The organism is Sphingobacteriaceae bacterium GW460-11-11-14-LB5 (genome assembly GCA_002151545.1).
GTDB lineage: Bacteria > Bacteroidota > Bacteroidia > Sphingobacteriales > Sphingobacteriaceae > Pedobacter.
Window position 1 is genome coordinate 3,645,933 of sequence record CP021237.1, and the last position, 12,705, is coordinate 3,658,637.

General features: G+C 38.2%; 13 protein-coding genes. 8 read left to right on the plus strand and 5 right to left on the minus strand.

All coding sequences use genetic code 11. From position 1 onward, the window contains the following. Nucleotides 1-179 precede the first annotated feature (179 nt). Both CA265_14455 and CA265_14460 read left to right on the plus strand, forming a co-directional pair. Complete coding sequence (locus tag CA265_14455) at nucleotides 180-1,511, plus strand: L-lysine 6-transaminase (protein ID ARS40792.1); 1,332 nt, start codon at nucleotides 180-182, stop codon at nucleotides 1,509-1,511. 2 nt (nucleotides 1,512-1,513) lie between these two features. Further along, entirely contained in the window at nucleotides 1,514-1,915 is a 402-nt protein-coding gene (locus tag CA265_14460; protein ID ARS40793.1) for a hypothetical protein, read from the plus strand. A 407-nt stretch (nucleotides 1,916-2,322) separates the two neighbouring features. Here the strand turns inward: CA265_14460 and CA265_14465 are convergent, their stop codons facing one another. From CA265_14465 to CA265_14480, 4 genes are all read right to left on the minus strand, one after another. After that, complete coding sequence (locus CA265_14465; protein ARS40794.1) at nucleotides 2,323-3,684, minus strand: acyl-CoA dehydrogenase; 1,362 nt, start codon at nucleotides 3,682-3,684, stop codon at nucleotides 2,323-2,325. A gap of 144 nt (nucleotides 3,685-3,828) precedes the next feature. After that, nucleotides 3,829-4,545 carry a bacillithiol biosynthesis deacetylase BshB1 gene (locus CA265_14470; GenBank protein ID ARS43001.1) on the minus strand — a complete coding sequence of 239 codons (717 nt, stop codon included), beginning with the start codon at nucleotides 4,543-4,545 and terminating at the stop codon, nucleotides 3,829-3,831. A 7-nt stretch (nucleotides 4,546-4,552) separates the two neighbouring features. Continuing rightward, nucleotides 4,553-5,065 carry a glutathione peroxidase gene (locus CA265_14475; protein ARS40795.1) on the minus strand — a complete coding sequence of 171 codons (513 nt, stop codon included), beginning with the start codon at nucleotides 5,063-5,065 and terminating at the stop codon, nucleotides 4,553-4,555. Between the two features lie 6 nt (nucleotides 5,066-5,071). Beyond that, nucleotides 5,072-5,686 carry a hypothetical protein gene (locus CA265_14480; protein ID ARS40796.1) on the minus strand — a complete coding sequence of 205 codons (615 nt, stop codon included), beginning with the start codon at nucleotides 5,684-5,686 and terminating at the stop codon, nucleotides 5,072-5,074. 109 nt (nucleotides 5,687-5,795) lie between these two features. Here CA265_14480 and CA265_14485 point away from each other — a divergent pair, with 109 nt between their 5' ends. From CA265_14485 to CA265_14505, 5 genes are all read left to right on the plus strand, one after another. Next, nucleotides 5,796-8,003: a RelA/SpoT family protein gene (locus CA265_14485; protein ARS40797.1), complete on the plus strand. Its 2,208-nt coding sequence runs from the start codon at nucleotides 5,796-5,798 to the stop codon at nucleotides 8,001-8,003. A 173-nt stretch (nucleotides 8,004-8,176) separates the two neighbouring features. Then, a complete protein-coding gene (locus CA265_14490; protein ARS40798.1) occupies nucleotides 8,177-8,674 on the plus strand; it encodes a transcriptional repressor in 498 nt (165 codons plus the stop codon). Between the two features lie 38 nt (nucleotides 8,675-8,712). Continuing rightward, nucleotides 8,713-9,993, plus strand: coding sequence for an adenylosuccinate synthase (locus CA265_14495; GenBank protein ARS40799.1), 1,281 nt, complete (start codon nucleotides 8,713-8,715; stop codon nucleotides 9,991-9,993). A gap of 255 nt (nucleotides 9,994-10,248) precedes the next feature. Continuing rightward, the gene (locus tag CA265_14500) at nucleotides 10,249-10,476 is read left to right on the plus strand and encodes a hypothetical protein (protein ID ARS40800.1); all 228 of its coding nucleotides are present in this window, start codon (nucleotides 10,249-10,251) and stop codon (nucleotides 10,474-10,476) included. Next, the gene (locus tag CA265_14505; GenBank protein ID ARS40801.1) at nucleotides 10,470-10,766 is read left to right on the plus strand and encodes a hypothetical protein; all 297 of its coding nucleotides are present in this window, start codon (nucleotides 10,470-10,472) and stop codon (nucleotides 10,764-10,766) included. Before CA265_14500 ends, CA265_14505 begins: the two co-directional genes overlap by 7 nt. A 78-nt stretch (nucleotides 10,767-10,844) precedes the next feature. Here CA265_14505 and CA265_14510 read toward each other — a convergent pair whose 3' ends face one another. After that, complete coding sequence (locus CA265_14510; protein ID ARS40802.1) at nucleotides 10,845-11,288, minus strand: hypothetical protein; 444 nt, start codon at nucleotides 11,286-11,288, stop codon at nucleotides 10,845-10,847. Between the two features lie 140 nt (nucleotides 11,289-11,428). On the opposite strand from CA265_14510, the gene CA265_14515 reads away from it, so the two are divergent. Continuing rightward, nucleotides 11,429-12,685, plus strand: coding sequence for an aminodeoxychorismate synthase component I (locus tag CA265_14515; GenBank protein ID ARS40803.1), 1,257 nt, complete (start codon nucleotides 11,429-11,431; stop codon nucleotides 12,683-12,685). Nucleotides 12,686-12,705: the final 20 nt, after the last annotated feature.

A 12,705-nucleotide genomic window follows, 5' to 3' on the forward strand; every position in this document is an offset into this window, starting at 1 on the left:
CTTAAATGGAACTTTCCTGTAAAAAAGTTTTCCACATCTGTGAAGTCCAAAATCCGATTTTGTCTATAATCATACTTTAAACAGTTTAAACCTATTTTTTATGCTACGGGTACAAAAAGTGCTTAAATTTTGATTTTAGGCACATTTAACTAAATTTGGAATATACCAAATCCAAGTTTATGTATCAATTAACAGTACCTGCAGATCGCGTTAACGAATCGTTAAGTAAGCACATTTTGGCCGATGGTTTCGACCTGACTTATGATATGGAAAAGAGTCATGGTGCTTACATTTACGATGCTAAACACAACAGAACTTTACTCGATTTTTTTACCTGTTTCGCATCAGTTCCTTTGGGTTATAACCACCCTAAAATGATCAATGATGAAGCGTTTAAAAAGAATCTTTTCCTCGCGGCTTTGGCCAATCCATCTAACTCCGATGTGTACACGCAGCAATATGCACAGTTTGTTGAAACATTCTCTAAAGTTGGTATTCCTGATTATCTGCCCCATGCTTTTTTTATTGCAGGCGGCGGTTTGGCCGTAGAAAATGCAATTAAGGTAGCCATGGACTGGAAAGTTCAGAAAAACTTTGCAAAAGGATACACAGAAGAAAAAGGTTTTAAAGTTTTACACTTCGAAAGGGCTTTTCATGGCAGAACGGGTTATACTTTAAGCTTAACTAATACGCTACCCGATAAAACCAAATGGTTTGCGAAGTTCGATTGGCCAAGGGTTGCTGTTCCGGAAGTGAAATTTCCGCTTTCCGGAAATAATTTAAGTCATGCCATTCAAACCGAAGAAACATCTTTAGCTCAGATCAAAAAAGCAATCGCCGATAATAAAGATGATATCTGCGCCATCATTGTAGAACCCATACAATCTGAAGGTGGCGATAACCACCTGCGGGAAGAGTTTTTAATTCAAATCAAGGCTCTGGCGGATGAAAATGATGCTTTCCTGATTTATGATGAAGTGCAAACCGGCGTTGGTTTAACCGGTAAATTTTGGTGCCACCAGCATTTTAGCGAAAAAGCGAGGCCCGATATTTTGGCTTTTGGTAAAAAAATGCAGGTTTGCGGCATCCTCGTTGGCCATAAAGTAGATCAAGTTGAAACCAATGTATTTAAAGTGCCGAGCCGGATTAACTCTACCTGGGGCGGTAATCTGGTGGATATGGTGCGCTCGACACAGATTTTACAAATTGTAGAGGAAGATCAGCTTTGTGAGAATGCTACAAAAGTAGGTTTGTATTTAAAAGATCAACTCGAAAATCTATCGCACAGGTTCGATCAAATGACCAATGTGCGCGGAAGAGGTTTGTTGTGTTCTTTTGATTTCCCTACCAAAGAAATGCGCAATACATTTATTGCTAAAGGATTGGAAAACAATGTGATGTTTTTGGGCTGTGGAGAGAAAACCATTCGCTTTCGCCCGGCACTTTGCATTGAGCAAAAACATATTGACGAAGGCTTGACGGTTATGGATAAAATATTGCCTTTATTGTAGGCATGAATAGAAAATTGTTAGTTTATTTTGTAGTTGCAGGGGTTTTAATACTGATCTTTTTCATGGTTAAAGATGTTTTTGATCAGCCTGGAATTGAAGATATGAAAGCTGGTTTTAAAGAAATTGCAAAGTATAGAAACGCAAATAACACTGGTCCTGTACAACGGATTTACATTGTAACGGTTAAAGATTCGGTATGGAAAGAAATGGAAGATTATGGCAATTTAATGCCCCATACCAAATACGGTAATACAAAAGTTTACTTCTTCATGCAAAGCGAAAATGTTCCAAAAACATTGCAACCCGGAGAAGTAAATTTTGATCCACAATTTAACAAGGCCTGCATTGCCTTATATGAAAAAAGTGCAATGAGTCAGGTAGCATTTAATAAACATCCTTATTAAACAGAATGTAAAATCTGGAAAGTTAATTACCTAGAGGTTAATGCTTATTGATTTGGAAATGAAGGGTATGGTACATTTGGCATCTTCAGTCCCGCTTTTGTTTCTGCCGATGCTAAGCTAGTGCCGATTTATCGGTAAAGAATCGTCATTCACGACAATCGGGTTTATAAACAAAGTTAGTTCCCGGAGAACCAGCCCTTCTTCAATAAACCTGACAGCAGCGAAATCCTTTTTGCTTGCAGCAACCCTTAGTATGTTAGCACTACAAAACCGCAAAAGGATTGTAGCGAATGGCAGGACTACAGTACCTATGAAATACTGACAATCATTTCCAAATCCTAAAATTTCATTATTAATTGCACAGCATGGGTCTTCGACTATGCTTAGACGGACAAACTATTTTAAAATTAAACAAAAGCAGAAAAACCTGTTATGGCCCGACCTACAATCAGCGTATTAATTTCTTTTGTGCCCTCATACGAATAAATTGCTTCCGCATCCGCCACGAACCGCGCTACGTTATATTCGAGCAAAATACCATTCCCACCCATCACTTCTCTTGCCCTGCTTACCACATCGCGTGTTCTTAACGAACAGAATACTTTAGCTAAAGAGGCATGTTCATCTTTCAACAAACCCTGATCCTGTAATTGCGACAAGCGAAAACAGAGCGTTTGCATCGCCGTTAAGTTCGACAGCATTTCGACCAGGTGGTTTTGGATTAATTGAAAAGAAGCTATAGGTTTACCAAACTGTTTTCGCGTACGGGTATAATCCAAAGCATTTTCGTAGGCTCCACGGGCACAGCCAACCGCCTGCCAGGCCACACCTGCCCTTGTCATTTGTAATACCTTAGCCGTATCTTTAAATGAATTTGCATTTTGCAGGCGATCAGCTTCTTCAACTTCGCAATTGGTTAATGTAATAATGCCATTCTGCACAATCCGCAAGGCCATTTTATCCTGCATTTTTTCTACGGCAAAACCAGGATTATCTTTTTTTACAATAAAGCCTTTCACTTCGCCACTTTCTTCGTCTCGTGCCCAAATAATTAAAATATCGGCGAAAGTAGCGTTACCGATCCATTTTTTCTGTCCGTTCAATACCCATTTGCCATCAACTTTTTTACAGGTGGTGGTTAAGCCTCCAGCTGCTGCCGAACCCACTTCAGGTTCAGTTAGGCCAAACGCCCCGATAATTTTAAATTGCTGCATTAGCGGCAGCCATTGCTGTTTTTGTTCCTCTGAGCCGCATAAATAGATTGATCCCATGGCGAGGCCACTCTGTACGCCAAAAAAAGTAGAAATGGAGGTATCAATCCGCGCCATTTCCATTGCTAAAATCCCTTCCATTAAATTCGATTTCCCCGGACAGCCATAACCTTTGTAGGTTAAACCACAGATATTGAGTTCGGCAAGTTTTGGAATGATTTCGAAGGGGAATTCTGCCTTGTTCCAGTAATGGTTAACAATGGGTTTTACTTCCTTCTCTAAAAAGGCACGTACCTTTAACTGAAGCTCACGATCTTCATCTTTTAACGCCTCATCGCCCAAATGGTAAAAATCGCCTTCAATTGGCGGTAATTCTTTCTTTTTACCCGATCCACCCATCATTTTCATCATCCCCTGGATTTGTTTATCATCCAGGTTGGATATGGTTTCGACCATTTTGGGCAAGTCGACTTTTTTCGATAAAGCCTCTAATTTATCGAAGTCAATATGTTTGAAAAGATTGTACGCGTTTTTGAGAGAAGAGAATATATTCGCCATTATTATTCGTTTTGAGAATAACAAACGAAGTGTAGTTTTGTTGGGCTGTTTTTTCCCCACCACCTAAAGCACCTGAGATCATCTGAGCAATTTAAAATAGTGCACCGCCTAAGGTGTTCTCAGGTGTCTTAGGTGGTTAATCCTTTACCTCAAATCAAATAAATTATCAACGCCTAATAGCTTCCGCGAAGTAAAGCCTTCGCCAAAAGTGGCACCAATGCTTTTACCGAATTCCCTGGCACGGCCAATCACACTTTCGAAAAACTCCGGCGACGAAATATAAGTTTGCAATCCATCCACCTCAGGGTTATAAAACTGTGTTTTAAAAGCCTTAATAGATTCAATTTTCTTATCTATATGATCAGATATATCCACAATAATATCAGGTTTTAAGTATCTATCCTGAATGTATTGCAATAATAATCGTGGGCGATGTGCTTCCTGCTGAACACCATCAATTGAAGTTTCTATTTTTGGTAAGCCTGATAAAAAAACAGAATCGTAAACCAGATCGCCTGCTCTTCCATGATCAGGGTGACGGTCTTCTAAAGCATTGCTTAAAATAATTTCGGGTTGATATTTCCTGATGGCTTTAATCACTTCCAAACGGTGAAACTCATCATTCTGAAAAAAGCCATCCCTCAATCTTAAATTTTCACGGGCATGTAAACCTAAAATTTCCGCCGAGGCTGCTGCTTCTTCATCTCTTGTTTCTGCTGTACCTCGTGTACCCAGTTCGCCTCTGGTTAAATCTACAATTCCAACTTTTTTACCAAGGGCAATATGTTTTAAAATAGTACCTGAACAGCAAAGTTCTGCGTCATCAGGATGCACGGCTATAACTAAAATATCTAACTTCATGATGTAATTATTGGGCATTTTGGTTCAGCAGTTGCTGAATTTTCTTTTTAATTTTCGAACTTAATGGCTTGGTGAAGGGTAAAAAATAATCTTCCAGCTCGCCATTTCTGTTCACGATATATTTATGAAAGTTCCAACGGGGTTTCGAACTTAATTTTGTGTTTTGCTTTTTCTCACTCAGGAATTGATAAAGCGGATGGGCATGTGCGCCCCGAACCATAATCTTATCAAAAACAGGAAATTTTACACCATGGTTAACCTCGCAAAAAGAGGAGATATCAGCACCGTTTAGTGGTTCCTGTTTTCCAAAATCGTTCGTAGGGAAACCCAGGATTTCAAAATCAGGACTATTAATTTCGTCTTTAAGCTGCTGTAATTCCTTTAATTGCGGCGTAAAACCACATTCTGATGCGGTATTTACAATTAAAATAACCTTGTTCCGGTAGGCTGATAACGGCTGTTCTTCGCCATTAATTTTCTTAACCTTAAATGAATAAATATTCGGAATGCGTTCCTGCATTATATGTTATTGATAAAATCCTGAAGTGCGGATAATGGATTCGATATCCCTATCCTCATTCGGATCGTAAGTGCTTTTTAAATTATGTCCTACCACGCGGGCCACAATCTGATACGAAAATGCAGCAAAACCACCTTTGGTTTGCTTCACAATATCGTATGTTGTTCTACCCACTTCTCTGTCGATCAGTTTCGTTAAAATCTGACCTTGTGTAATCGTTAATTCTTTGATTTCGCGGTTAAACATGTCTTTAATTTCTTTATCACATTGCTTAACCAGTTGTTTTTGTTCCTTTTTCTCTGGGGTCCGGGCTAAATCCTGCTCCAGTTGCTCGTACCTGCGCTTAGCAAACAATGCATATGGCATTACTTTTAATACGTTATACCTTAGGCGATTATATGCAGCTTGTTCTGCCGGCGATTTCCAGATTCTGGCGGCATAAATAGATACATCGTTAAGCTGCATCCACGGAATCATTACACCATTATCGTTTGTTGAGGCTACTCTTATTGTATCGCTTTTACCCAATTTAGGAAATATTGGTGCCGCAGGATCCTGAGCTCGTAGCGAAATGCTACAAATCATTACAATACAAAGAAAAAAGAGCCCTTTAATTTTCATAAATTTATACTTTTACAAAGTTAGGTGTTATTTCATATATTAGTTGTTTCACAAAACTAATATAAGTTTTATTCATAAATAAGACGCAATTTTTACGCAAAAAATACAAATGAAAACAGAGTTAGTGATTGATTTAGAGGCGGAAAAGCAAGAAATTCTAAAAAGATATAGGGCATTATTACGGGCAAGCAAATCTACTTTACAGAAGGGCGATAAAAAAGAAATCAGGAAAGCTTTTGATATGGCATTGGAAAGCCATAAAGATATGCGCCGAAAATCTGGCGAACCCTATATTTACCATCCTATTGCGGTGGCGCAGATTGCTGCTGAAGAAATCGGACTTGGAACAACTTCTATTGTATGTGCCTTATTGCACGATGTGGTAGAAGACACCGATATCACTTTAGAAGATATTGAACGTGAATTTGGCAAAAAAACCGCCAAAATTATCGACGGGTTGACCAAGATTTCTGGCGTTTTCGACACCAATAGCTCTTTGCAGGCCGAGAATTTCCGTAAAATGCTGCTTACCCTGGCTGATGATGTAAGGGTTATCCTCATCAAACTTGCCGATCGTTTGCATAATATGCGTACCATGGATTTTATGCCCCGCCACAAGCAGCTTAAAATCGCTTCAGAAACCATTTACCTGTATGCACCACTGGCCCATCGCCTGGGCTTATATGCCATAAAATCAGAGCTGGAAGATCTTTCGATGAAATATCTCGACCCGGACACTTACAAATTCATCGCAAAAAAATTAAATGAGAAAAAAGCAGAACGTGCGCTTTTCATCAAAAAATTCGTAGAACCAATTGATGAAATTGTTCACGAACAGGGTTTAGTGGCTGATGTTTATGGCAGACCAAAATCAATCCACTCCATCTGGAATAAGATGAAAAAGAAAAATATTCCTTTCGAAGAGGTTTATGATCTTTTTGCCATCCGGATTATTTTGGATTCGGCACCAGAAAATGAAAAGGCTGATTGCTGGAAAGCATATTCCATTGTAACCGATTTATACCGCCCAAATCCAGATCGTTTACGCGATTGGGTTTCCTCACCAAAAGGAAATGGTTACGAAAGTTTACATACCACGGTAATGGGACCCCGCGGGCAATGGGTTGAGGTACAGATCCGTACACAACGTATGAACGAAATTGCAGAGAAAGGTTTTGCGGCACACTGGAAATATAAAGAATCGAGTAACGATAATGGATTAGATCAATGGATCCAGAAAGTTCGTGAAATGCTGAGTAATCCTGAAGCCAATGCTTTAGATTTCCTGGATGATTTCAAAATGAACCTTTTCTCGGATGAGATTTTTATTTTCACGCCAAAAGGTGCTTTAATCCAATTGCCTTTAGGTGCTACCGCATTAGATTTTGCTTTCGAAATCCATACCGATGTAGGTGCCACCTGTATCGGCGCAAAAGTGAACCACAAGCTGGTTCCTATTTCGTACAAGCTTCAAAATGGTGATCAGGTAGAAATTATCACCTCGAGCAAACAAACCCCTAAAGAAGACTGGCTGAATGTAGTGGTTACTGCTAAAGCTAAATCAAAAATTAAGTCATCTTTAAAGGAAGAAAAGCGGAAAATTGCCGAAAATGGCAAGGAAATCTTAGAAAGGAAGCTGAAATCATTAAAAATCACCTATAATACCGATAATTTACAAAAGCTTAGTTATTTCTTTAAACTGCCTTCTACCCAAGAACTTTTTGTCAATGTTGCTTTAGGAAAAATCGAGCTAAAAGATATAAAAGAGTATCTATCGAGTGAGAAAGAAGTTGAAAACCGCGGACCAGAACGTCCTGAAAACCTTTCAGTTGACGGAATCAAGAGTAAAATTAAAGGTGGAGAATCTGATATTTTACTGATCGGCGAAGACATGCAGCGCATTGATTATACCTTGGCCGCCTGTTGCAACCCCATACCAGGCGATGATGTTTTTGGATTTATCACTGTGAGTGAAGGCATAAAGATACACCGCACCAATTGCCCGAATGCGGCGCAGTTAATGGCCAATTATGGTTATCGCGTAGTCAAAGCAAAATGGAACAAACAACAGGAATTAACTTTCTTAACTGGTTTACGCATTGTAGGTATTGACGATGTTGGCTTAATCAACAACATTACCCGGGTAATTTCTACCGACTTTAAAGTAAATATGAGATCGATTACGGTTGATACCAATGAAGGGATTTTTGATGGTTCGATTATGATTTTTGTAAACGATACCGAACACCTGGAAAACCTGATTAAAAATTTATTAAAAGTGAGAGGTGTTACAGGCGTAACGCGGTTTGATGCATAGTTAGTCCGAAAGTCAGAAGTCCGGAGTCAGAAGTCTAGATGCTAAGTTACACGCTATTTGCAAATTGAACTTCGGACAGCCGTCTTCCGACCTCCGACTTATTACAACATTTCAACAATCAAACGCTATAACAATCAAACAATTTACCTACCTTTGAATGGAGTTTAAAAACTATGTCAGAACAAAAAACAAATGAGCTCGTTCGCAAGATTTTTGAGGCTTATTTAGAAAACAAAAATCTACGTAAAACACCAGAGCGTTTCGCTATACTGGAAGAGATCTATTCAAGAAACGATCACTTTGATGTAGAAACCCTTTATATCCACATGAAAAACCAAAAGTACCGCGTAAGTCGTGCTACGGTTTACAACACATTGGAGTTATTGGTTTCATGCGATTTAGTTACCAAGCACCAGTTTGGTAAAAACATGGCACAATTCGAAAAATCCTATGGTTACCGCCAGCACGATCACGTAATTTGTATCGAATGTGGTAAAGTAGTAGAATTCTGCGATCCCCGAATCCACCAGATCCAAACCATGGTTGGTGATCTTTTAAAATTTGATGTTAAACACCATTCGTTAAACCTTTATGGCTTCTGCTCTGATTGCAGTATGGCCAGAAAAGTAAGCGAAAGTGCAGTAACAGCCGAAAAAATTGAACAAAATTAAATCATAATACAAATAAAACCAGCTTAATTTATTAAATAATGACGCAAGTAGATGTACTTCTCGGCCTGCAATGGGGTGATGAAGGAAAGGGAAAAATCGTTGATGTACTAAGTCCAAAATATGATCTTATTGCCCGTTTTCAGGGTGGCCCAAATGCCGGACATACTTTAGAGTTCGATGGCAAAAAATTCGTTTTAAACACTATCCCTTCAGGAATTTTTAACGAAAAAACCATGAACCTGATTGGTAATGGTGTAGTAATCGACCCTATTATCCTAAAAAGAGAGTTAGATAATTTAAAAAAAGCTGGTCATGATCCTGTTGCCGATGGCAAACTGGTAATTGCCCGTAAAGCACACTTAATTTTACCAACCCACCAATTATTGGATGCTGCTAACGAAGCACGCATGGGTAAAAATAAAATTGGATCAACTTTAAAAGGTATTGGTCCAACTTATATGGATAAAACCGGCCGTAACGGTTTACGTGTTGGCGATACTACCCTACCTGATTTCAAAGAGCGTTATGCTAAATTGGTAGAAAAACACACTGAAATTCTTTCGCATTACGAAGGTTTCGAATATGAACTGGCTGAGAAAGAAGCATCATTCTTCGAAGCAATCGAATTCTTAAAAACCATTCCCCACGTAGATAGCGAACATTATGTAAACGGCTTCTTAAAAGAAGGAAAAGCGGTTTTAGCAGAAGGTGCACAGGGAACATTACTGGATGTTGATTTCGGTTCATATCCTTTCGTAACCTCAAGTAACACGACCACTGCTGGTGCCTGTACTGGTTTAGGTATTGCACCTAATAAAGTTGGTGCTGTTTATGGTATCTTCAAAGCCTATTGCACACGCGTTGGTGGTGGTCCTTTCCCTACCGAATTAGATAATGAAGTTGGCGAAAATTTACGCGCTTTAGGTCACGAGTTTGGTGCAACTACAGGTCGCGCACGTCGTTGTGGCTGGATTGATCTTCCTGCTTTAAAATATGCCATCATGTTAAACGGTGTAACCGAGTTAATTATGATGAAAGCTGATGTGCTGGATACTTTCGATACCATTTATGCTTGTACCCACTATGAATATAATGGCGAAACGATTGATTATATGCCGTATGACATCATTTCTATCGAACCAAAACCAGTATTAAAAGCCATTGATGGTTGGGCTACCGATGTAACTAAAATAACTTCTGTGGATGAAATTCCAGCTAAATTGACTGATTATATTGCCTTCTTAGAAAAAGAATTAGAAGTGCCAATCAAATTCCTTTCTGTAGGACCAGATAGGGCACAAACTTTAGAGTTACGTTAATAATACTCAGTTCGTCATGCTGAATTTATTTCAGCATCTATATTGTTCGTTAACTAATAGTCCCTGAAATAAATTCAGGGTGAAGACCAAAAAAAAAGCAACCTGCAAGGGTTGCTTTTTTTTGTTTTCAGCGTGGTCAACTTTAATGGTAAAAGCGGAAAAGCTGACAACTCTTTACCATCAATAGAGCAAATTCACTTAACAACTTGTTTATCAGCATTGATTTAGTTATTTTTAAGTATAAACATTTTTATTATGGCAACTATCATAGAAAGCGAAATGCTTAATTATTTTACTCAGCTAGACGATGCCGAAAAAACTTCTGTAGTAAAAATGCTTAAAGCGTTTATAAAAGGAAAAAAAGAAAATCAAAACGTACCTATTGAGGAATATAACAATGAGCTTTTAGCCGCTGAAAATGAGTTTAAAAGTGGTAATTATATCTCTCATGATAAGTTATTAAATGAGATTAAAAGTTGGTAACCAATAATATTGAAATCGTCTGGACCAAACCTGCACAAAACCAACTAAGAGAAATATATAAGTATATTAGTAAAGAGTCTATTCAAAACGCAACCAGGGTTATTAATGATTTAACTCATGCTGTAGCCAATATTGCTAACCATCCGGAAAAACATAAAATTGATCAATATAAAACAGACAATGATGGTACATACCGTGCTTCTGAAAAGCATCATTTTAGAGTTTCATACCGGAACGAAAACCAAATTATAAGGATATTAAGGATTAGACACACCAAAATGAATCCTTAAAAAACATTAATTGCTCCTTCATTTTTCTATTACAATTGTTCCTCGCTTTAACAAGAACGATTAGGGTTGTTAAATGATTTAATCTACTAGCCAAAATAAATTGGAGAAAACATATTTAGCTCCTTTCGGAATTACAAGATCACGAAGTATAGAAACAACAACCTCTTTTGGAATGTTAGTTTTAATATCGCTTTTCATAATACAAACATTATAGTCAAAAGGAATACTTTTCTCGGAATCACAATCAGCGAAGACATAAAGCGTATCTCCTGTCGATTGTTGCCTGCATAAATACAAGTTTGCTAATTGTTTATTTGTCCCACATTTTTCTCTATTTGGAAAGTATGTTATAATATCGACTATAGCACAAGAATCATCCGTCATGTCCATATCCATTTTTACTTTTGCCTTTTGGAGTTGGTACAAGTCAATTTTTCTTTGCTCAATCCTTGAACATCCTAATATTAATAAACCGATACAGAGATAAAACAGATGCTTTACTTTCATAAACATAATTATCATTCAAGATAAAAATTAATTTTCAACTTACACTCGTTCCAACGAGCGTATCAAATCGCTTCTAAACGATTTTAAACTATATTCAAATATTCTATCGTAAGTACCTTTCCACTTATGCCGGGTTTAGTTACCTTTGCCGCAGCTTGAAAACCACACAAAACATATCCCATTTTAAACAAAAAGCTTTGCATTGGGCCAACCAGTTCGAGGTTTGCTGCTTTTTAGATTCAAATAACTACAAAGATGCTTACTCAGCTTACGATTTCATTATTGCTGTCGACGCAGATCATGAACTGAAATGCGCCACCGGGAATGCATTTGATCAACTAAAAAGTTTTTACGCATTGCATAAACAGTGGATTTTTGGCTTTTTCGGCTACGATTTAAAAAACGAAATAGAAGATCTGCATTCTAATAATTCAGATCATTTAAATTTTCCAGATTTATACTTTTTTGTCCCAAAATACCTGATTGCCTTTAAAAAAGGCAATGCCGAGGTGCTGATTGGCCCTGAATCGATTTTAGCAGAGATTGATTCCTTTCAGCTTAAAACAGAAATCCAATCTAAAAAAGCAAAAGTAGCACAACGGTTATCGAAAGATCAATATGTTCAAAAAGTAGAAGCCTTAAGAGACCATATTATTCGTGGTGATATCTATGAAGTTAATTTCTGCCAGGAGTTTTTTGCCGAAAATGCAGAAATAGATCCTGTTCAAACTTTCGAAGCGTTAAACAGCGTCTCACCCACTCCATTTGCTGGTTATTTTAAAGTTCAGGGCAACTATATTTTATCTGCAACACCAGAAAGATTTTTGTGCAAACGCGGATCGAAACTCACCTCGCAACCCATTAAAGGAACCGCGAAAAGAAGTTTAGACCCAATGGAAGATGAGGCTATAAAACTGCAGCTCAGGAACGACATTAAAGAACAGGCCGAAAATGTAATGATAGTTGATCTGGTACGCCACGACCTCACCAAATCGGCTGTTAAAGGTTCTGTTACCGTCGACGAATTATTCGGCATCTACAGCTTCCCGCAGGTGCATCAAATGATTTCTACCATTAGTTGCGAATTAAATCCAGCGATCCATTTTATCGACGCCATCAAAAATGCATTCCCAATGGGCTCTATGACGGGCGCTCCAAAGGTTAAAGCCATGAAATTAATCGAAGAATATGAAGTGACTAAAAGAGGCATTTATTCGGGCTCCTTTGGCTGCATCAGTGCAGCTGGTGATTTCGATTTTAATGTAGTCATCCGAAGCATCTTATACAATGCAGCATCCAACTATTTATCTTTTCAGGTTGGAGGAGCCATCACCTACCAAAGCAATGCTGTTTTAGAATACGAAGAGTGTTTACTGAAAGCCAGTGCGATTTTGAAAGTACTTGAAGGTTAATTGGTTCAATAGTCATTAAT

What these genes read in the sequence shown, in the direction of transcription:
- CA265_14490 (ARS40798.1), top strand. Translation starts at nt 8,177, where the DNA reads ATGTCAGAACAAAAAACAAATGAGCTCGTTCGCAAGATTTTTGAGGCT.
- CA265_14510 (ARS40802.1), bottom strand. Translation starts at nt 11,288, where the DNA reads ATGATAATTATGTTTATGAAAGTAAAGCATCTGTTTTATCTCTGTATC.
- CA265_14485 (ARS40797.1), top strand. Translation starts at nt 5,796, where the DNA reads ATGAAAACAGAGTTAGTGATTGATTTAGAGGCGGAAAAGCAAGAAATT.
- CA265_14465 (ARS40794.1), bottom strand. Translation starts at nt 3,684, where the DNA reads ATGGCGAATATATTCTCTTCTCTCAAAAACGCGTACAATCTTTTCAAA.
- CA265_14500 (ARS40800.1), top strand. Translation starts at nt 10,249, where the DNA reads ATGGCAACTATCATAGAAAGCGAAATGCTTAATTATTTTACTCAGCTA.
- CA265_14460 (ARS40793.1), top strand. Translation starts at nt 1,514, where the DNA reads ATGAATAGAAAATTGTTAGTTTATTTTGTAGTTGCAGGGGTTTTAATA.
- CA265_14495 (ARS40799.1), top strand. Translation starts at nt 8,713, where the DNA reads ATGACGCAAGTAGATGTACTTCTCGGCCTGCAATGGGGTGATGAAGGA.
- CA265_14455 (ARS40792.1), top strand. Translation starts at nt 180, where the DNA reads ATGTATCAATTAACAGTACCTGCAGATCGCGTTAACGAATCGTTAAGT.
- CA265_14470 (ARS43001.1), bottom strand. Translation starts at nt 4,545, where the DNA reads ATGAAGTTAGATATTTTAGTTATAGCCGTGCATCCTGATGACGCAGAA.
- CA265_14475 (ARS40795.1), bottom strand. Translation starts at nt 5,065, where the DNA reads ATGCAGGAACGCATTCCGAATATTTATTCATTTAAGGTTAAGAAAATT.
- CA265_14480 (ARS40796.1), bottom strand. Translation starts at nt 5,686, where the DNA reads ATGAAAATTAAAGGGCTCTTTTTTCTTTGTATTGTAATGATTTGTAGC.